Source organism: Hallella seregens ATCC 51272 (genome assembly GCF_000518545.1).
GTDB classification, from domain to species: domain Bacteria; phylum Bacteroidota; class Bacteroidia; order Bacteroidales; family Bacteroidaceae; genus Prevotella; species Prevotella seregens.
The window spans coordinates 241,838-263,275 of the sequence record NZ_JADU01000001.1 but is presented as its reverse complement, the minus strand read 5'-3'; the positions used below and the strand labels follow the sequence as shown (position 1 = coordinate 263,275).

Annotated in this window: 16 protein-coding genes; 12 read left to right on the top strand and 4 right to left on the bottom strand. The window is 54.8% G+C overall.

Annotated features, from left to right (window positions below):
• Positions 1-280: 280 nt before the first annotated feature.
• The 9 genes from L888_RS0101220 (at position 281) to L888_RS0101180 (ending at position 12,166) form a co-directional block, all read left to right on the top strand.
• Complete coding sequence (locus L888_RS0101220; protein WP_027951549.1) at positions 281-2,875, top strand: SLBB domain-containing protein; 2,595 nt, start codon at positions 281-283, stop codon at positions 2,873-2,875.
• A 72-nt stretch (positions 2,876-2,947) separates the two neighbouring features.
• Positions 2,948-3,970, top strand: a complete 1,023-nt coding sequence (locus tag L888_RS0101215) for a GumC domain-containing protein (RefSeq protein ID WP_027951548.1) — start codon at positions 2,948-2,950, stop codon at positions 3,968-3,970.
• 3 nt (positions 3,971-3,973) lie between these two features.
• Positions 3,974-4,876, top strand: coding sequence for an AAC(3) family N-acetyltransferase (locus tag L888_RS0101210; protein ID WP_027951547.1), 903 nt, complete (start codon positions 3,974-3,976; stop codon positions 4,874-4,876).
• Positions 4,873-6,213 (top strand): oligosaccharide flippase family protein, encoded by a 1,341-nt coding sequence (locus tag L888_RS0101205; protein WP_027951546.1) that lies wholly within the window; start codon positions 4,873-4,875, stop codon positions 6,211-6,213. Before L888_RS0101210 ends, L888_RS0101205 begins: the two co-directional genes overlap by 4 nt.
• Positions 6,210-7,568 carry a hypothetical protein gene (locus L888_RS0101200; RefSeq protein ID WP_027951545.1) on the top strand — a complete coding sequence of 453 codons (1,359 nt, stop codon included), beginning with the start codon at positions 6,210-6,212 and terminating at the stop codon, positions 7,566-7,568. The genes L888_RS0101205 and L888_RS0101200 overlap by 4 nt, the downstream gene beginning before the upstream one ends.
• A complete protein-coding gene (locus L888_RS0101195) occupies positions 7,561-8,649 on the top strand; it encodes a hypothetical protein (RefSeq protein WP_027951544.1) in 1,089 nt (362 codons plus the stop codon). Before L888_RS0101200 ends, L888_RS0101195 begins: the two co-directional genes overlap by 8 nt.
• A 35-nt stretch (positions 8,650-8,684) precedes the next feature.
• Complete coding sequence (locus tag L888_RS0101190) at positions 8,685-9,800, top strand: glycosyltransferase (RefSeq protein ID WP_027951543.1); 1,116 nt, start codon at positions 8,685-8,687, stop codon at positions 9,798-9,800.
• A 55-nt stretch (positions 9,801-9,855) separates the two neighbouring features.
• Entirely contained in the window at positions 9,856-10,986 is a 1,131-nt protein-coding gene (gene rffA / locus L888_RS0101185) for a dTDP-4-amino-4,6-dideoxygalactose transaminase (RefSeq protein WP_027951542.1), read from the top strand.
• Positions 10,934-12,166 carry a glycosyltransferase gene (locus tag L888_RS0101180; RefSeq protein WP_394331037.1) on the top strand — a complete coding sequence of 411 codons (1,233 nt, stop codon included), beginning with the start codon at positions 10,934-10,936 and terminating at the stop codon, positions 12,164-12,166. Before rffA ends, L888_RS0101180 begins: the two co-directional genes overlap by 53 nt.
• A gap of 71 nt (positions 12,167-12,237) precedes the next feature.
• Here the strand turns inward: L888_RS0101180 and L888_RS0101175 are convergent, their stop codons facing one another.
• Positions 12,238-12,996, bottom strand: coding sequence for a glycosyltransferase family 2 protein (locus L888_RS0101175; protein ID WP_005843911.1), 759 nt, complete (start codon positions 12,994-12,996; stop codon positions 12,238-12,240).
• 103 nt (positions 12,997-13,099) lie between these two features.
• On the opposite strand from L888_RS0101175, the gene L888_RS0101170 reads away from it, so the two are divergent.
• Together L888_RS0101170 and L888_RS0101165 are read left to right on the top strand one after the other, a co-directional pair.
• Positions 13,100-14,206: an MraY family glycosyltransferase gene (locus L888_RS0101170; protein WP_027951540.1), complete on the top strand. Its 1,107-nt coding sequence runs from the start codon at positions 13,100-13,102 to the stop codon at positions 14,204-14,206.
• Positions 14,203-14,778 carry a sugar transferase gene (locus tag L888_RS0101165; RefSeq protein ID WP_005843915.1) on the top strand — a complete coding sequence of 192 codons (576 nt, stop codon included), beginning with the start codon at positions 14,203-14,205 and terminating at the stop codon, positions 14,776-14,778. The genes L888_RS0101170 and L888_RS0101165 overlap by 4 nt, the downstream gene beginning before the upstream one ends.
• A gap of 15 nt (positions 14,779-14,793) precedes the next feature.
• On the opposite strand, the gene L888_RS0101160 is transcribed toward L888_RS0101165, so the two are convergent.
• The 3 genes from L888_RS0101160 to L888_RS0101150 form a co-directional block, all read right to left on the bottom strand.
• Complete coding sequence (locus L888_RS0101160) at positions 14,794-15,237, bottom strand: lipocalin-like domain-containing protein (protein ID WP_027951539.1); 444 nt, start codon at positions 15,235-15,237, stop codon at positions 14,794-14,796.
• Positions 15,234-16,805 (bottom strand): capsule assembly Wzi family protein, encoded by a 1,572-nt coding sequence (locus L888_RS0101155; RefSeq protein WP_027951538.1) that lies wholly within the window; start codon positions 16,803-16,805, stop codon positions 15,234-15,236. Before L888_RS0101155 ends, L888_RS0101160 begins: the two co-directional genes overlap by 4 nt.
• A gap of 75 nt (positions 16,806-16,880) precedes the next feature.
• Positions 16,881-17,951, bottom strand: coding sequence for a substrate-binding domain-containing protein (locus tag L888_RS0101150; protein ID WP_027951537.1), 1,071 nt, complete (start codon positions 17,949-17,951; stop codon positions 16,881-16,883).
• Between the two features lie 402 nt (positions 17,952-18,353).
• Between L888_RS0101150 and L888_RS0101145 the strand changes: the two genes are divergently transcribed.
• Positions 18,354-21,437: a SusC/RagA family TonB-linked outer membrane protein gene (locus tag L888_RS0101145; protein ID WP_245594792.1), complete on the top strand. Its 3,084-nt coding sequence runs from the start codon at positions 18,354-18,356 to the stop codon at positions 21,435-21,437.
• The last annotated feature ends 1 nt before the right edge of the window (position 21,438 follow it).

Here is a 21,438-nt window from a genome sequence, read left to right as displayed (position 1 = left end):
CGCCCGCCCTGCCCGCAGCACGCCGTGGGCGCGTGGCGATCACGCCGTATTCGCACTGAGATTGCACCGTGGACGCGCGGCGATTACGGCGCAGACGCGTTGCGATTGCACCGTCGTCGCAAGGCCGCCACGGCCCCACTGCAAAGCCCCGGCCGCGCCGCCACAAGGCCGGGGAGGCCCCGGCACACACCCGGGATGGGGCGGGAGAAGTCAAAAAGCCGCGGCAAACCTTTCGCCGTTCACCCAATTTGTTGTACCTTTGCAGCCAAAACAAGGCCGTATGAAAAAATTAATCATAGCACTTTCCCTCCTCTTGCTGGCTCCCATGGCCGTGCAGGCCCAGTCGTCGATGACCGACACGCAGGTGGCCCAGTTCGTGCAGCAGGAAGTGGAACGGGGCACTCCGCAGTCCCAAATCGTGACCAAGCTGATGCAGCGGGGCGTGGACATCACGCAGATTCGCCGCGTGCGCCGCAAATACCAGCAGATGAGCCAGGACGGCGGACTGGGCCGCGCCGACCAAAGCAAGGCCACCGACAACCGTCTGCGCACCAACAACGGCAAGGACAAGGAGGCCGACAAGGCCCGTACCCAGCGCGAGGGGCAGCAGCGCGAGGCCACCACCTCGCAGCGCATACAGGGCACAAGCAAGTGGAAAGAGAAGTACGACGAGAACGATGCCGACTTCGTACAGATGCAGGACGAGCTTGCACTCATGACGCCCGAAGACTCGCTGGCCCTGCTGCGCCGCATGCTGAACTGGCAGAAAAAGGAACAGAGAAAGGTGTTCGGCCGCGACATCTTCAACAACAAGGAGCTCACCTTTGAACCGGAAATGAACATTGCCACCCCACAGAACTACCGGCTGGGGCCGGGCGACGCGGTGGTCATCGACGTGTACGGGGCCTCGCAGAAGAGCCTCACGACCACCGTCTCGCCCGACGGCGACATCGTGGTGGAGAATTTCGGGCCCATCGCCGTGAGCGGACTGACGGTGGCACAGGCCAACGCCCGTATCCGCGGCCGCTTGGGAGCGCGCTATCAGAGCAGCCAAATCAAGATTTCGCTGGGCCAGACACGTACCATCTCCATCAATGTGATGGGCGAAGTGAAGAACCCCGGCACCTACACGCTCTCGGCCTTTGCCACCGTGTTCCATGCACTCTACATGGCAGGCGGCACCAACGAGCTGGGCACACTGCGCAATATCAAGATATACCGCCGCAACAGGCTCGTCAGCGTGTGCGACATCTACGACTATATCCTGAACGGCAAGATGACGGGCAACGTGCGGCTTGCCGACGGCGACGTCATCATCGTCGGGCCCTACGACTGCCTGGTCAACCTCACGGGCAAGGTGAAACGCCCCATGTTCTACGAGATGCGCAAGAGCGAGAGCGTGGAAAGCCTGTTGCGCTATGCCGGAGGATTCACCGGCGACGCCTACACCAAGGCCGTGCGCGTGAACCGAAAGACGGGCCGCGAGTATGCCGTCTTCAATGTGGAGGAGTTCGATATGAGCAGTTTCCGCATGGCCGACGGCGACAGCGTGAGCGTGGACTCCATCCTGCCGCGCTACCAGAACACGGTGGAAGTGAAAGGAGCTGTGTTCCGTCCCGGCATGTACCAGATGGGCAACAGCATCAACAGCGTGCGCACACTCATCCAACATGCCGAGGGACTCACCGAGGAGGCCTTTACCAACCGCGCCGTGATGCACCGTATGAAAGCCGACCGCACGCTCGAAGTGGTGAGCGTGGACGTGGAAGGCATCATGAGCGGCCGCGTGGCCGACCTGCCGCTCAGGGAGAACGACGTGCTCTTCATCCCCTCCCGGCAGGAAGCCATGACCGAGCGCACCATCACCATACACGGCGAAGTGCACTATCCGGGCATCTACAAGTATGCCGACAACGAGACGCTGGAGGACTTCGTGCTCCAGGCTGGCGGCCTCAAGGAGACAGCCTCCACGGTGAAAGTAGACGTGAGCCGCCGCGTGGGCAACCCCCGGGCGCTGTCCACCGACAGCATCATCGCCCGCAGTTACAGCTTTGCACTGAAGGACGGCTTCGTGGTAGACGGCCAGCCCGGCTTCACGCTCATGCCCTTTGACGAGGTGTATGTGCGCAAGAGCCCGGCCTATTCCGAACAGAAGAACGTGTCGATCGAGGGCGAAGTGGTCTTTGCCGGCGACTACACGCTCACCCGACGTAACGCCCGTCTCACCGACCTGCTCAAGGCGGCCGGCGGCATCACCGACCAGGCCTACGTGAAAGGCGCCCGCCTGGAACGCGTGCCCACCGAATCGGAACGCGTGCGCATGGAGGCGGCTTTCAAGATGCAGCAGGAGCAGTTGCAGCAGCAACTCATGGCACTGGCCGCCAGCAGCAACTCGGGCAACATACAGCAGGTGGCCCAGCAGGCCAACTCGCAGCTGGACAAATACCAGGTTCCCAACACCTACCCCGTGGGCATCGAGCTCGACAAGGCCCTGGCCGACCCCACGAGCGACGCCAACATCGTGCTGCGCGAGGGCGACAAGCTCATCCTGCCACAGTACACGGCCACGGTAAAAATCAACGGAGCCGTGATGTATCCCAACACCATTGCCTACCAAAAGGGCAAGGGCGCGAAGTATTACATCAATGCAGCCGGCGGCTTTTCGCAGAACGCACGCAAGAGCAACGCCTACGTCATCTACATGAACGGCATGGTGGGCAAGCTGAGCCAGGGCGCACACATCCTGCCGGGCTGCGAAATCGTGGTGCCGAGCAAGATCAGCCGCCGCATGAGCATTGCCGAGACCATGAGCCTGGGCTCGGGTATGGCCAGCATCGCAGCCATGATTGCCACCATCGCCAACCTGGCCAAGTAACCATTACGCCCCACCCTCACACGTGACGGCCACGGCTGTCGGCCCGCCTGCACGCACGTAATCTATAGAACAATGAACGAAAAAACCCAAACGGCAGTCATAGACCTGCGGCTCATCATCAGGAGAATCAGGGAGCACGGACGGCTCTTCGCCATCGCGGTGCCCGTGAGCCTGGCCGCCTACTGCCTGCTCATCCTGAGCATGCCACGATACTACACCACCGATACCAAGCTGGCCCCCGAGACCGGCAACGCGACCAACACGGGCTCCATAGGCTCGCTGGCCTCATCGCTGGGCATCGACATGTCGCAAATCAAGAGCACCGACGCCATCACTCCACTGCTCTACCCGGAGCTGATGGAGGACAACCGCTTCGTGGCCGAGCTTTTCAGCATCCCCGTGCGCACCAAGGAGGGACAGCGGTACACCTACTTCGACTATCTGGCCAACCGGCAGAAGACTCCCTGGTGGGTCGGGCTGCTGGGCAAGAAAGAGGAGCCTCTGACCATGAACAGGCTCTCGCCCTATGCCCTGGACAAGAAGCAGAGCCGCGTGGCCGAGGCCATTCGTGACAACGTGACGCTGAAAGTGGACTCCAAGGACGGTGTCATCACCATCACGGCAACTGCCCAGGACCCGCTGGTGTGCAAGACACTGGCCGACTCGCTGAGCACCCGACTGAAGGCTTTCATCACCGCCTACCGCACGGACAAGGCCCGCAAGGACGTGGCCTACTATAAAAAGATAACTCAGGAAGCGCAGGCCGAATACGAGAAAGCCCGCCGCAGCTATGCCGCCTACTCGGACGCCAATCAGGATTTGGTGCTCCAGGCCGTGCAGTCGAAGATAGAAGACATGGAGAACAACATGCAGCTGAAGTTCAATACCTACTCCAATGCCCGCAACCAATACGAGGCTGCCCGGGCCAAGCTGCAGGAGAAGACGCCTGTGTTCACCCTCCTCAAGGGTGCCTCGGTGCCGGTAAAGCCGGCCGGTCCCAAGCGCATGCTGTTTGTCTTGATTATGGAACTACTCACCTGCACGCTGCTCACGGTGTGGGCCGTGCGGAAAGACGTGCTCAAAATCTTTGTCTGACCCATGCGGCAGAGCGCGCTGACCACACTGGGAATGGCCCTGAAGCGAGTGACCGGCATACGGGATTTCTCCTTGTTGCGCAAGAATTTGCACAAGCGGATGGGCATGCTCGTGTATCATCGCACGTACACGGCCGACGACATAGTGGGCGTGATGTGCGCGCTGGGCATGCGGGCGGGCAGCGTGGTGTGCATCCACGCCTCAATGAAAGAGTTCTACAACTACCGCGGAACAGCCGAAGAACTCATTGCCCGCATACAGCAAACGCTCACCCCCGAGGGCACGCTGCTCATGCCAGCCTACCCTGACCCAGCCCTGCAACACGACGACAGCCGCATCTTCGACCCCGCACACGACAAGACCTTTGCCGGACATCTGGCCGAGACTTTCAGGCAGAGTCCCGGCGTGAAGCGCAGCATCAACGTGCAGCACTCCGTGTGTGCCTGGGGCCGGCACGCCGACTGGCTGCTGCGCGACCACAGCCACTGCGCAAACTGCTGGGACGAAGACTCGCCCTGGTACCGCATGACCACGCTCGGCGCACTGGTCTTCACCCTGGGTCTCGACAGCCACTACATCGGCACCTTCGACCACTGCGTGGAGGCCCTGCTCTACAAGGAACACCCTTACTGGGCGCAATTTTTCACCCTCAGGAAGACCTACCGCTACTACGACCCGCAGGGACAGGTGCGGCAGTACAGTTGCGTGGAAGGCGACCTGGAGCGCCGAACGCACGAGATGACGCTCATCCGCCACTTCGGGCCCGCCATCTACCGCAAGACGCGCCTCTCCAATCTGCTCGTCAAGGTGTTTGAGTCGAAGCCCTGCCTGGACAAAATGCTGGAGCTGGGGCGCAAGGGAGTCACCATGTACTACGTGCCCTCGCCTAAAAGATACAAGTTTTGAAGAAGATTGCCCAAAGCATCAAGAACAGTCCGCTGTTGCTCAACACGATGAAAATGTCGGCCAGCAACATCGTCATGTTCCTACTCCCTGTGGTAGTGACACCGATTCTCTCGCGCCTCTACCAGCCGTCCGACTTCGGCGAGTGGGGCGTGTTCTCGTCGTTTGTCGCAATACTGACCATCGCCATCTTCGCCGGATATGAGAACACCATCGTCAAGGCTTCGGAAGAGGAGGTGCCCTACGTGTCGGCCCTCTGCCTTACACTGGGCGTGCTGGTCTCCGCCGCCACACTTCTTGTCTTTGGCTGGGGCCGCAACCGGGGCATGGCTTTCTTCGACCACTTCCCGTCGGTGGTGCTCCTGCTGGCCTATCTGCTGGCGTATGCCGCCCACACGGTGGCGAGCAACCTGTGCAACCGCTACGGACAGTACACCCATCTGGCCTTGGAAAGCGTGGTGCTGGGAGGGTCGCAGGCTGCTTTCCGGGTGCTCTTCGGGCTGGTGACAGTCTCCGCTTTCAACGGACTGATACTCGGCACCACCCTTGCCCAGCTGGCCACATTCCTGTTTCTGCTCATCTGCCTGGTGCGCACGGGCAAGCTGCGCAGCCTCTGGGCTTTCAACATCAGGCGCATCGGGGCCATCGTGTCGCGCTACCGCAACTTCGCTCTCTACGACGCTCCCTCCAGTCTGCTGTGCTACGCGGGCTTCAGCGTGCCCCTGCTGGTGCTGGTGGGCTACTTTGACAAGTCGACGATAGGCTGCTACTCCATCATCCTGCAACTGTTACTGCTGCCCATGACGCTCGTCGGATCGGCCATCGGCCGCGTGTATTACGAGCAGCTCTGCACCAACCGCGGACAGCTGGAACACCGGCTGCGGTGCACCCGGCAGGTGGGCAAGGTGGTGGCACTCATCGCTTTCGTGCCGATGCTGGTGCTTGCCTGCGGCGGCGACAAGCTCGTGGTGGTGTTCCTCGGAAGCAAGTGGGCCACGGCGGGCAACATTGCCTTGTGCCTGGCTTTCTGGTCTTTCCCCACCATTCTTACGCAACCCCTCATCCCCTTGTTCCGCTTTCTCAACAAGCAGCGTGTGCTCTTCGGCTACAATCTGGCCTATTCGCTGGTGGCTATCGGGAGCATCATTTTGGGTTGCGAGCTAAGCCACAACCTCTATCACATCCTTACGGTGTATGCCGTGGCCTGTTCCTTGGTGAACCTGGCCATGTATTTCCACATCCTGCACCTAAGTGGAACAGGCGTGGCGCCTTTCCGCCGGTACATGCCGCTGTGGGTCGTCTCGGTCGCCATACTGGCTATAAGAATCGCGTTGCTATGAAGAAGCTGCTGGCCTACATATTCGATGCCGGCAGCATGACCTCACGCATGGTCTGCGCCCTGACATACATTCTGGTGTATGACTATGCCTTTAAGGACTTCGTCTACAAGCTATTCAGCTACATGGACATCGACTACATCGACATGAGCGCGGGCCGCTTCATGGCATGGGCCGTGCTGTCGGTGGTGCCGATGCTGTTCTATCGGGGCATACGCAACGTGTCGTCGTTCTTCACCATCTTCCTCTACGTCCTCGTTTACATCCCGTTTGTACATGCCTTGTTCACCATGTGGAACCTCGACGGCTTCAGCATGGCCAGCTATGGCATCGTACTTTGTGTGCTCTTCGTTCTCTACTTCAGCATCGGCGAGGAGAACACCATCCTCAAAGACCTCGTCATCCGGCCGCAGATACCATTCAAGTGGGTGGAGCTGGCCACGCTGATTCTCACGGTCGTGCTGGTTGCCACGAGCATCGGATCGATGCACTTCGTCAACATCTTTACCCAGTCGGACCTGATGTATCAGCTGCGCGAGGAGAACTCTGAGGGAGGAACGGGCATCGGGGCCTACATCAAGGGCTGGCTGTTCGGCGGTTTCTACCCGTTCCTGCTGGTGAACTATCTGGGGCAGAAGCGGTGGGCAGCCACGGCGATTATCATTGGAGCCTACTTCGTGCTGTTCATGATCGACATGCAAAAACTCACGTTCTTCATGCCTTTCGTGCTGATTCTGCTCTACTTCCTCATCAAGCGAGAACGCGAAGCCATCACCAACAGGTTGCATGCTTTCGTCATGTACTTCTTCACGGCCGCAAGCATCCTTGTCGTGACTCTCAAGAACGAGGTGCTTCAGCTGGCCATCGGCTTCATCGTCATCCTGCGCACGTCGGCCGTGGCGGGATGGCTCTCGCAGTATTACCTGCGCTTCTTCTGCATCAACGACAACCCTTTCACCTACTATTCCCACATCAATGTGGTGAATATCGTGACTCAAAGTTACCCCTACTCGCAGCCGCTCGGCAAGGTTGTGGCCTACGGCTTGCAGAATGCCAACGCCAACTTCTTCCTCACCGACGGGCTGGCGGCAGCCGGATTCTGGGGTGTGCTGGGTATAGGCCTCGTGTTCTACCTGCTGCTGCATCTGGTCAATTCTATCTCGTATCGGTATCGGATGTCCGACCTGCTCATTATCTTCCTGCCGTCGCTGTCGTACATTCTCAACACCTCACTCTTTACAACGCTCCTGTCCAACGGGCTGCTCATCCTGTTCCTGCTCATTGCCGGAACCGACTGCCCCATGGACATATACAACAATAGGAAAGCAGACGATGAACAAAAAGTAGACCATGGATAAAAAGATACACATTACTTTTTTCTATTTGATTTGCTTGCAAACCTGCGTGCTACTTGCAGGTTGCGAAAAAGATTTGGACATCCCACACCATCATGGCCCCCAATCTGCAGAGCCCTATTGGTGTTACTATGCACCAGAAAAAGAAATATTGCCCAATGGGCAGACGGCAGCCACTATCTTCATTGGGGGAATCCAAAACGGAACAGACCAGAAAAGTGCCGTCATGACTTTTGGGAATAAAGTCGGGACTCCGAATCTCAACTTCGATTTAGGAAACATTTACGTAGTTCCCAAGTCAGATTCGACCCTCCGTCCAAATAACAACAGCCAATATTGGATATTTGGACATCAGACCGACAACATACTGCCCATACGGTTCAAAGTAAAGAACCATGCAGACGGAGACTTTTTGGATGACGGCCAGAGCTTCTTTACTGGAGGCTTTCACGGCTATAAGAACATGACTTCCATTGATGCCACTCCAACATTATACGAGAAAGAGAAGGTTGTAATCGTAGATGGAGATACCATGAGAATGGGAGAAATCAGAAAAGGGAACCATATCCAAATCATAGTAAGAGACCTGCTTCAAGCCAGCAATACTCAGAAAAAGGACGGCCATGGACGCTATGCCATGGAGCAAGATATATACATGGATTTTTGCAGAGACACCGCTTTTGTCCGCGTTGACTTTACGCCTCTGGAAGATATACTTGCCTATCAGATTGATGGCTTGGGGTTTTACAATGATTTGGATAGCATACAATTCATAGGTTCCCGCACCAAAATGGGTATCTACAAGAACAATATTGTCAACAGAGCAGACAAGTTTGTAAAAGCCATCCGACAATTTGACAGCGAATACAAGCTAGACGCCTTTATCGATCCTCATTATGGAATAGGAGATTTAAAGTATAATTCGGAGAGTTACAATGCACAAACCACAGAGGTTCAGAAATCCTATTTTCATTTGTTAGCCTCTCCCAATGATACGCCCTGGACATTTACAAAAGGCGAAACCATTTCTTTTAGAGGAGGATATGTCTTCTCTTTCAAGGGAATCCCAGGCTGTCGGCCATGAAAAAGGAGCATCATGACTATATAAAATAACCAACGATGAAGAATCCCCATAGTCTCTGCATCATCACGAACATGGCTCCCCACTACCGGGAACCTATCTTCCGGCTGATAGATCAGCACTTCAACTGTGCGTTCTATCCCGGTGACAAGATCGAGACGCCCATCAAGGCCCTCGACTGCAGCAGTCTGAAAGGCTATCGCAAAACCCTGCACAATGTTTTTCTGGGCCACTTCTACTGGCAGCGGGGCTCGGTGCGGCTGGTCTTTGCACCCTATCAATACTATGTGCTCGACGGCGAGCCTTTCTGCCTCTCTTCGTGGTTCATCCTTATTCTTGCACGCCTCCTGGGCAAGACCACGGTCTCCTGGTCGCATGGCTGGTATGGCCGCGAGCGGGGAGTCAAGCGGCTGGTGAAGCGTATTTTCTTCTCCATGTTCTCCAAACTGATGATTTACAACGAGTATTCCATCTGTCTCATGGAGCAAGAGGGGTTCGACCGATCGCGCCTCTACTGCATTGCCAACTCGCTGGACTCCGACCGAGAGCAAGCCATCAGGCAGACGCTGAAGCCCACCGACATCTATACTGCCCACTTCGGCAACGCCCATCCCACCGTCATCTACTGCGGACGCATACAGCAACGAAAGAAACTGCCCCTGCTGCTTGATGCTATCGCTTTATTGAAACAGCAGGACCAGCTGGTCAATCTTGTCGTCGTGGGCAAGGATTCCGAGCAGGTGGGGCTGGAGCAGGAGGCCCGGCAGCGAGGCATCGACGGGCAACTATGGATGTACGGCCCCTGTTACGACGACAGCCGGCTGGGCGAGCTGTTCTACAATGCCGCCGTCTGTGTGTCGCCGGGCAACGTGGGACTAACGGCCATCCATGCACTGACCTTCGGATGTCCGGTCATCACCCACGATAACTTCCCATACCAAATGCCCGAGTTCGAAGCCATACAACCAGGCATCACAGGAGACTTTTTCAAGCAGGACAGTATTACGGATTTAAAAGAAAAAATAGAGAAATGGATCTCGACAGACGGCAAAAAAAGGGACGAAACAAGACAAGCCGCATACCAAGAGATTGATAGAAAATGGAACATACATTATCAATTAGATACCATTAAAAGCATCATTTACGAAAGATGATACAATCTTTTTTTCATCAAGGCGTTCTTATTAAATAGGTATAACAATAACAAACATGGATATAGCTTTTAACAAACCAGCCCGTTTCCAGTCTGACATAGAATACATCTCAGAAGTTCTTAACCAAAGACACCTCTGTGGGAACGGCACTTTCACCAAGCAATGCAACACTTTCTTCACTGGGAAATACGGTTTCAAGAAAGTACTATTGACCACATCATGCACTGACGCCCTCGAAATGGCAGCCATCCTGACAGGAGTTGGCCCCGGCGACGAGGTAATCTTACCCTCCTATACGTTCGTTTCAACAGCCATTGCCTTTCTGAGGCAAGGTGCCAAGCTCGTTTTTGCAGACAGCGGTTCCAAGCACCCTAACATCACTCCAGAGGAAATCCGAAAGCACATCACCCCCAAGACAAAGGTTATAGTCCCCGTGCATTATTCCGGTGTCTCCTGCGATATGGATGCCATCATGGATTTGGCACATCAGCATGGCATCGCCGTGGTAGAGGATGCAGCCCAGTCTCTGGATGCTTATTATAAAGGAAAGCCATTGGGAAGTATCGGCGACCTGGGATGTTTTTCGTTTCACGACACCAAGAATGTCACATCGGGAGAGGGCGGCATGCTGACCGTCAACAACGAAGCATTCATACGGAGAGCAGAAATCATTTGGGAGAAAGGGACAAACCGTTCCGAATTTTTCCGCGGCGAGGTGAACAAATATGGATGGATTGACACAGGATCATCGTTCCTGATGGCAGACCTTAATGCAGCATTGCTCTATTCTCAACTGCAACATCTTGAGGAGATTCAGGCACGCCGCATCCAAATATGGAATAAATACATGGAGGCCCTTACACCTTTCAACACAGAAGTGCAGCTTCCATACATTCCCGACTATGCTACCAACAATGCCCACATCTTCTATATGACATTCAAGTCTCTGGAAGAAAGAACTGCCTTTGTAAGCCACATGAGACAACACGGCATCGCTACACCTTTCCATTACCTGAGTCTCCATCAATCCCCTTACGCAGTCGCACATGGATTGAACCAAGAGATTCTGCCCCATGCAGACCGTTATACCGACTGCCTAATCAGGCTTCCGCTGTTCTATGACATGACCGACGATGAGGTTGCATATGTCATTGATACCACAACCCACTATTTTAGTGGCAGGTAAGCACATGAAGGTTTTGATTATCAACACTTGTGGAACCTATACGTCTACAGGAAACATAACAACAGCACTCTACAAACGCCTTATCTCACTGGGGCACGAGGTAGAGGTATGCTATGGGTACAAAGACGGATATGACAAAAACTTCCATAAGGTTTGTTCCCGCATGGAGTATTATATCTCTGTGCTGGTCTGCCGATTATTCGGCATACTGGGGTTCAACCCTCTCTCTACACGGAGGGTCAAGCGAATCATCGACCGCATGCAGCCAGATGTCATACAGTTGTACAACCTTCATGGCTATTATATTGACGACATTGCATTGCTCAAATATATCAAAACTAAAGGCATTAGGACAGTATATAGCATGCTGGACGAATATCCGTATATGGGCAAATGCGCCTATCCCGGCCCATGCACGAAGTTCCAGTCGGGATGCCGCAAGTGTCCCGCCATCAGTCTTTATCCCCGCTCTCTTTTCTTTGACACAGCCCACCGCTACTTCAAGAAAAAAGCAGAAGCCTACGCACAATTCGAGCACATTACATTCACCGGGCCCCAATGGGTCATAGAGCGTGCCCGGCTCTCTCCGCTGCTTCATGGCAAACATCTGTTTATGCTCAATGAACCCATCGACACTGACATATTTCATTCTCGCCAGACAGTGCCTCATTCTCTTTCCAAGGAACAGCTTCAGGGTAAGATCATCATACTCACTGTTGCCGTGTTGAGCAATCCAAGAAAAGGAGGAAGAGACTTTATCAGGCTGGCTGAACGGTTTGTCGACAAGCCTCAATTCCTCTTTATCTACGTCGGGTACGACCTGTCCCTTGCCCACTCCGATAACCTCATCGCCATCCCCTACGTCTATTCGCAGGAGGAACTGGCTGAATACATGTCTTTAGCAGACTTGTTTGTTTGTAACAGTAAAGAAGACACCATGCCAAACGTCTGCCTACAGGCCATGCTGTGCGGTTCTCCCATCTTGTGCTACAACACTTCGGGAATGCCCTACCTTGCCCCCTCGCCGATAGGAAAATATGTGAATGACATGGACGACATGGCCCACGAAATTGAACAATGCCAGAAAAAGGATAATCAGATAAGCCAGAACTGCGTGTCTTTTGCCAAAGAGCAATATGGGCACAACGATGTTTTCGACAGACTGTTAAGCCTCTACTAAAGGTGATTAGGTCAATACGGACTGAGTATAGGTTCGAGCACAGGTTCATAGCTGCACTGGCTCTGCCATCATCACCTACGCAATAACCCGAAGAGCTTGTACACAAACTTCGTGCATATCATCAGCGTGTTGGTGTACACTCCATTGTCACGGCACGCCCGCACATCTTCACGGATGAGCGTCAGTCGGCTACCGATGTTGCGCGTACTGGCACCGCCGGTGCGCATCGTGACAAAATCCTGGGGCAGATAGCGTGCCTTGATGTGGTGTTTGAAGAACAGGCGCACCATCATTTCATAGTCGGCCCCGATGCGATAGTCCAGCCGGTATCCGCCCGCCTGCCTGTAAATATCGCGCCGCAGATAGAAAGAGGGATGGGCCGGCATGAACCCAAAGCGCAGCCAGCAAGGGCGGAACAGACGCGAAGAGTAGTAGCGCACACACTGCCCGGGATTGCCGACGTTCACAAAATGAATGTCGCCATATACAGCATCCGGCGTACCATCGGCAAAGGCTGCCACCAACCGCTCCACCACTTGGGGCGAGGTGAAGTAGTCATCGGAGTTCAGAATACCCACTACATCGCCCGTAGCTTGACGTATGCCCTTGTTCATGGCATCGTAGATGCCACGGTCGGGTTCCGACTGCCACCGGAGCCGCCCGTCGAAAGCTGGCTCAAACGACCGAATGATCGCAATGCTGCCATCGGTCGATCCACCGTCCACCACGATGTATTCGATATCTCCGTAGGTCTGGTTAAGCACCGACTGCATGGTGTCTGCCAGCGTAGCTTCACTATTATATGCGACGGTAATGATGGAAACTCTCATTCTAATTCGTTTTAGTATTAAACCCTTTTACCCGAATTTTTATTGTTCGGTTGTACAATAAATGTTTAAAAAACATGTTTTATCTATAAAAGCGCATAGCGACATGACTCTATACATACTGTTGATTTTGGGTGCACTGGGCATCAGCATGGGGTGCGGCTTCGTTGCCATACCCGTCATTCTGGACTATTGCAAGGAAAAGAAGCTGTACGACATTCCCAACTCTCGCAAGATGCACAAGACTCTCATTCCACGCCTTGGCGGCGTATCATTTCTGCCCAGCATGCTCATAGCCTTTATCCTGGCCCTGCTGGTCATGGCTTACGACCGCCAAAGCAAACTGCTCTCCATCAATCTCTGGTCCCTTTACTTCATGGTAGGGCTACTCGTTATCTATTTCGTGGGGCTCATCGACGACTTGATAGGACTCGGTGCCAACCTCAAATTTGCAGCACAGCTCATTGCCGCCACAGTGCTTCCCTTGTCCAACCTATACATCAACAACCTGTACGGACTCTTCGGGCTGCACGAAATACCATTCTGGGCCGGGGCACCACTCACTGTATTGGCCATCGTTTTCATTTGCAACGCCATGAACCTGATCGATGGTATCGACGGTCTCTGTGCCGGTCTCACAGAGATAGCTCTCGCCGGATTCATGTATGCTTTCTATGAAGAGCGCATCTACGTGTACTGCATTCTCATAGCTGGGCTTATGGGCGCACTGGTGCCCTACCTGTATTACAACCTGTGGGGCAAGGAAAGCCGCAACCGAAAGATCTTCATGGGCGACAGCGGGAGCCTCACACTGGGCTTTATCCTGGGTTTCTTGTTTGTGAAATACTCCATGAACAACCCTACTGTCATGTACTATGCTCCCGAGCGCATGCCTTTCGCCATGACGCTATTGCTCATCCCTACATTCGATGTGGTGCGCGTAGTGCTCCATCGTCTGCGTACCCATCGACCTATCTTTGATGCCGACAAAAACCATATCCACCACAAATTCATGCGGTTGGGCCTCTCCATGAACCAAACACTGGTCATCATCTTGTCCTTGGCCTTGTCTTTTATCGTGATCAACCGGCTGGCTTACACAGCGGCAGGCTTCACTTTCGTCTTCATTCTTGACGTTCTTTTATACACTGCCTTGCATTTGGCCCTCAACTACCTGACGGCCCGTGCCATCAAGGAGGGCCGAACGCGATGAAAAGAATTGTCGACCTTATTCTCGCTTTCGTATGCCTCGTGGTCTTCTCGCCGCTGCTGGCTGCCTGTGCACTGGCCATACGACTGGAAGACGGACTTCCTGTCATCTACCGTCAGGAGCGCATAGGCCTGCACGGACGGCCTTTCGTTATCCTCAAATTCCGCAGCATGCGCATCGATGCTGAGCATGACGGCGAGCCCCAGTTGCTGGAAGTAGAAGGCGACACGCGACTCACTCGCACAGGTCGCTTCCTACGTAAGCACCACCTGGACGAGTTGCCTCAGCTTTGGAATGTCCTTAGGGGCGACATGGCTTTCATCGGTCCACGCCCCGAGCGTAAATACTATATCGACCAAATCATGCAACACGACCCACGCTACACTTTCCTTTATCAGATACGTCCGGGTGTCACCTCCTACGCCACGCTCTACAACGGCTACACCGACACCATGGAGAAGATGCTGCGTCGACTGGAGCTCGACCTGTATTATCTGGAGCACCGCAGCTGGTGGTTCGACACCAAAATACTGGTCAAGACTTTCCTCAACATCATGTTCGGCAAGAAATTCTAATGCCGCTTACAAGCTTCAGAACTTGCGATAGTACAGCCGCAAACGGTCGCTTACAAGCGTCAGGCGGCTGCGACTGATGGCCTCAACCCGCAACACGGGCTGTAAACTGTCGAAACCAAAGGGCACCAATACCATGGAATCGGTGACCAAAGGATCCCCCCTTTCGCGATCGTTGACCCGCGCATCGCTTAACGTCAGCTTGTCGTCAACATAACTATAACGAAAAATATATTGTTTTCCCTCGTCGGCATCACGCAATTGCAGGATGCCACCCTCCACGGCCATGAACTTGCGGTCGGTATGCACATCGGCTACACCGCCGGTAGCCAACGTGTCAACTGTTGTCAGCAGCCAGTTTCCACCCAGTCTGCCGTCGTCCGTCGTTTCTATTAAATCGCCACAAGCAGCTACGTTCAAGGCTGCCAACAGCAGTCCCAAGGCTTTTCCAATAATCTTCATAAGCTGAATATTCCTGATTTTGACACTGTGAACTGAAAACCGGCATTGGCTCCGAGAATGTGTCCGAAGTCCATCCCGTAAGCTCCCTGCACACACCAACCTTTAGGCAGACGGTAATTTGCTTCTACCATCAAGCTCACATTGTGGTGCTTCTTGTCGTAAGGATCACTGTAAGTACCCAATCCCTCCTGCCATGTGGCCAGCACCCGGTAGCCAAACCGATCGGTCGGCTGACCGTCGAATCCAAGATGAAAGGCTACAAAGCGGTTGTTCTTCACCTCGATTGTTCCGTCCTCATTGTAGAGAGGCGACCGATAAAGCGGATTGCCCATGACCTGCCCCCAGTGCTGCCAGCCAGTAAAAATATAGTGATTGTAGAAGTTGTCTTCGCCGCCCACGTGTTCCGACCGCCCTGCAGAGTGGTCATGGTAGATCGGACCACTCTGGTATTTGCTGTAAAGATACTCCAGCACCACTCCGCGCAGCCACTTTCCATACTTCACATTCAGCTCTGCCCCCAGCATCCAGTCCTTGAACTCGTACAGGCGGAAACGTGTCTTCTTCTTCACGTTCCAGTCCTTTCCCGTGCCGTACCCGTCGTAATCGAGTTGAAACATGGACGAATGATCCTCAAAAAATTTATCGGCATAGAGTCCAATCGCCCACGTGTCGGTCTCATAGTTCAGCCGGGCAAGCCAGCTACCCAGAATGTCTCCGGCCTCGTTCTGATAGGCAGTGCCAGCCTCCGGTGCGTCTCCTCCACCCGGTATCAGCGCCCGCCAGTAGCTCTTCAGCCCCGACGCATTCTGTATTTTCGACAGACCACCGTTCCCGTCAGGCGTGTAGCTCATACCGCCAAACAGGGCAGCCGACTCAAAGCCCAGCTCCAGCGACAACGGTACAAACCGCTCCTCACTGCCTATTTTTACATAACCCGCCTTGCTGTGATAGCGCACATGGTCGGAATATTTCGACTTCATCCCGGTAAAATCGTGCTGCCACCCGTCATCGGTCATCAGTCCATAGGCGATGTGTCCTTTCAGATGCACCCACCTTCCCAAGGCAGGAATTGTCCAATAGCGGGGCAAAGCCAGTCTCACCTGGGGCACTGGCCGGGCATTGATGCCCAAGGCTTGCGCCCCACTGCTTAGCCTCTGGTTCTTCAGTTCCATGGGATATTCTTTGGCACCCACGCTGAGTTGTCCGTGCAGCCACCTCACCTCGGCAAAGGCCTGCTGCACCACCACTCGGCTCGTATAGCCTGCCGCCACGGCCATGTCCACTCCGTAGCCAACGCCCCAGCGGCGTGCCGAGTCATTGTCAACGGGGCGTACCACCTGTCCGCGCAAATAGCCGTTGTCCTTGTCGAGCGACGAAAGCCCCTGCTTGTTGGCATTGAGCCACAGCGGTGTCCGCCCTCTTGACAGCGAGCCCTGCATTTCGGCCTTGTAATGGACGTCGCGGCCCAAGTCCAACCGACCGGGCATGCCGCCCTCCTGCCAGGCATACTGTGCCACCGACGAAACGGAAACAAGTGCTGTAGCCAGCATAGAGAATAGTCGTTTCATCCTTACATCTTTTATATATTGTGCAAAGGTAAGGATAAAAACCGAGAACTTGGCAGAAACAAGAGGACTTACACCTTATTTTAATGAAACCGTTGGGTCGGAATGCAGAAAGTAATCCACAGTCTCTTTGAGCATAATATCGATCGGTGCATAGTTGACAGGCCTTGGCGACGAGCCGGACATCAGATTGTCGGCTATCGCCTTTACCGCCATGTAGCCTTGGTACTCGGGGTGTTCCTCTATCAGAAACGAGATGCTGCCATCCTTGAGCAACTGCACGTTTCGGGCATTTGTTCCATAGCCGCACACCGGTACGGCGAGCCGTCCCAGCGTCTTCAGCTGATGGACAAGCAGGTGGGCCTGCGAGTTGAAGACTGCCACAGCCCCCACGGGGTAGGCGGTAAACAGCCCGTCCAGCTCGTCGAGCGTATTGCGGCTGGGCTTACAATCATACACCCCATACACATATTCAATGTCGGGGGCGTTCTCTGCCAGATATGAGATAAAGCCACGCTGCCGCTCGAACGAAGCAATGGACGTGTCATCGCCTACTCGTTTGGACTGCAACAGGAGCACCTTCTTGGAGTGATCCATGATGGCCGTGAGCAACCGGGCCTGTGCCTTGCCGCACTGCACGTTGTCAGGGACAAATGCTGTCAGGGGTTCAGCATTCCTCACCAGGGCATCTACAAAGATGTATTTCACGCGCTGCAAGGACAGTTGACTGGCAAAGATAAAGGTCTCGTCCGAAAAAGTGGGCCCGATAATGACGGCATCTTTCTTGTAGGAAGCCGCTGTCCTGAACGTGTTCTTGCAGGAATTGATGTCAAATTGGTTGTAAGTCAGATAAGTGGTTTGGAAAGTACACTGCACGAAATGCGTCATGGCCCGCTCTATTCCTTCCCTCACCCGATCCCAATAGTCTCCCTTATGATACTGCGGAATGATAACCAACAGCCTCACCGTCTTATGGCAGGACACACTCTTGGAATGAATGCGCTTGACGTAATGGATGCGTTCGAGCACCGCCTCAATCCTTTTCCTTGTCTCGGGCGACACCTCGCCCCGTTCGTGAAGCACACGGTCTACAGTTCCGACAGAGACCTCTGCCATCGCCGCTATGTCGCTAATCTTGTATTTTTTCATGCCTGTTGCTGTTTCTTTTCACAAATCTAAGCCTTTTTCCGCTCTGTCACAACACTTTCATGCCGTTATTTTGATTTCTGTATCACTTCTTCGTCATTTTCGCACGGAAGCACGGAAATATTTTTAATAAGGCTTAAAAATATTGGTCTGAAAAGCGGTTTGATATGCCTTTATTGCTTATTTTTGCCGCGACGGGCCTTATAATGGCAGGAAAAACTGAAAACATCCAAAAGACACGGCGACCTGCAATGGCCGGTGTTTATGCAAAAACAACGACCGACCCTCCGCGGACATTCCATGAAAAAAGATAAATACTGTCCTATTCACTAAAAACCAACAAGTATGAACCTAACATTAAAGACGCTATTAGCGTTAAATCTGACGTTAATATCCCCTGTCGCCATGAGGCAGGCACTTGCGCAAAGCTCGGCCCAGCAGAGTAGTGTGACGGTGACCGGCGTTGTCACCGATGATGCCGGTGAGCCCATCATCGGTGCGACGGTCAAAGTTCCGGGAACCACCAAGGGGAGCATCACCGACCTGGACGGCAAGTACACCATCCAAGTGCCCCGCGGAACTGCCATCGAAGTGTCCTACGTGGGCTACGCCACCCAGAAATTCAATGCCACCGACACCCACCACAACGTGGTGCTTCTCGAAGACAAGCGCTCCCTGGAAGAGGTTGTGGTCGTGGGTTACGGCTCTGTAAAGAAGTCCAACCTTACCTCGTCCATCTCCAAAATCAGCTCCAACGCACTCGAAGACCGTCCGGTGACCAATGTCTCGGAAGCCATGCAAGGCCAACTGGCCGGCGTCAACGCCCAGGCGGCCAGCGGCGGCGTGCCGGGCCAGGAACTCACCATGCGCATCCGTGGTGTCAATACCATCAATGGCGACTCCTCGCCACTTTATGTCATCGACGGCGTGCCCCGCGACAATATGAGCGGCATCAACCCCAACGACATCTCCTCCATTCAGATTCTGAAAGATGCCGCCGCCACGGCCATCTACGGCAGCCGTGGTGCCAATGGCGTCGTTCTGATCGAAACCAAGGAGGGCAGCGGCAAGCCTACGGTGGCTTTCAATGCCTACTACGGCGTACAGAGCCCCGAGAAAAAACTCGACCTGATGAGCGGCTACGAATACATAGCCTACAACATGTTCATGCGCAATGCCAGCCATCTCCGCGAAGGCGGCTCCATGAGCGACCCCATGACCTCACGCACCATGGGTAACCGCATCCCCGGATGGTGGAGCACCACCAACGATTTTACCGACTGGCAGAGCGAAGTGCTGCGCACTGCGCCCATCCAGAGCTACGACGTGTCGGCATCGGCCAGCGGCAGCATCGGCAATATTTACGCCTCTTTCGGCTACCTCAACCAACAGGGCATCGTGCGAAACACCAACTTCAAGCGTTACAACACCCGTGTCAACGGCGAGCTCAACATCACAAAGAGCCTGCGTGTAGGCGCCAACCTTTCTTTCTCAAGGAGCGAGCAGAATGCGGCCGGCACCACCTATGCCGGTGGTGGCGGTGGCGGCAAGGAGAGTGCCCTCCACCATTCGCTCATGACCTCCCCGCTCGTGGGCATCGGCAAGGTCATCCGCACCGACGACAATCCCAGCGGCAACCTCGCCTCTACGGAGTCGTCCACCGACTTCGGCTCCTACTGGATAGACCCGCTGGCACAGCTGGCCAAGACCAAGGACGTGACCTACAACAACCGCGTGCAGTCCAATCTCTGGGGAGAATGGAACATTCTGCCCTCGCTCACCTACAAACTGCAATACAGCCAGAACTACGACGGTGAGGAATACGACTATTTCCAGCCGGCCTCTGTCAACGTGAGTGGCTATGCCTCGGCAGGCAACAGCCATTCTTCACACACCACCACCTGGGTGTTGCAGAACACACTCACCTTCGACCAGCAGTTCAAGGCACATCATCTCAACGTCCTGCTGGGCCAGAGTGCCGAGAAAGACCGCACCTATCTCGGTTCGATGGCTGCTCTCGGCTGGCCCTACGAGAACATCGCCACGCTCAACGTGGCCTCCACGCCGACCATAGCTTCCACCACCATCACGCCCTATCGCAACATGTCCTACTTTGGCCGTGTGAGCTACAACTACGACGACCGCTACCTCCTGACGGCCAGTATCCGGCGCGACGGCTCCTCGCGCTTCGGCCAAGACAGCAAGTGGGGAACGTTCCCTTCGTTCTCGGCCGGTTGGAAAATCAACCAGGAGAGCTTCATGAAGAACGTAAAGTGGATTGACCTGCTCAAGCTCCGCGCCTCCTACGGCACGTCGGGTAACGACCGAATCGGCAACTTTGCCTATCTGGCGCAGCTCGGAACCTACTATGCCGCCTATGGCGAAGCCAAGAACAACGGCGCAGCCGCATCCAACATTGCCAACCCCGACCTGAAGTGGGAGCAGACCGGCTCGCTCGACATCGGCTTCGACTTCTCGGCTTTCCATAACAGAGTGCAGTTCAACTTCGACTTTTACTCCAACACCACGACCAACCTGCTCTTCGACGTGCCCGTTCCGGCAGCCACGGGCTTCAACTCGCAGCTTACCAATATCGGCAAGATTCGCAACACCGGATGGGAAATCGACCTCACCACACACAACATCGTGGGGCTGTTCAAGTGGACCAGCAACCTCAACCTCTCCCACAACTCCAACAAAGTGCTGGCACTTGGCGGCAACCAGACGCGCATCATCTCCAAGCTGCACAACGACTTCCAGTTCATTACCGAGGTGGGCGGCCCCGTCTCTGCTTTCTATGACTATATCTACGACGGCGTGCTTTCGGCCGAAGACATTGCCAACGGCGTGGCTATCAGGGCCGGCGAACAGGAGGGCAACGCCAAAATCGTGGACATGAAGAAAGACAGCAAGATTACCGACGAAGACCGCGTCAACCGCGGTTCGGCGCTGCCCGACCTCACCTGGGGCTTCACCAACCGCTTCTCCTACAAGAATTTCGAGCTCAGCATCCTGCTCCAAGGACAGTTCGGCGGCAAGGTTTACTATGTGGGCTCGCGCCACAACGACGCCGGCGGCAACTACAACCGCCGCCTCTTTGCCAACTGGTTCCACTGCTACATCCCCGACAACCTGAAGGCTGCCATCCCCACTGAATATCTGGCCGCCCACGGACTGTCGATGGATTGGGACGGCAAGACCTCCAATCCATTCAACTGGGGCCCGCAGGACAACATCTACAGCGCCACCTATTTCCGCGTGAAGAACATCACGCTGAGCTACTCTTTCCCCAAGCGGCTGCTAGCCAAGACGCCGTTCACATCGCTCCGCGTCTACGCTTCGGCCGACAATGTGGTCAAGTTCGACGGCTACAAAGGATTCACCACCGAGACCAACACCTACGGCAACGGCACCACACAGCTGGGCGTCGACTACAGCACCTACCCGCTGAGCCGCCGCTTCACCCTGGGCCTCAACGTGACTTTCTAAC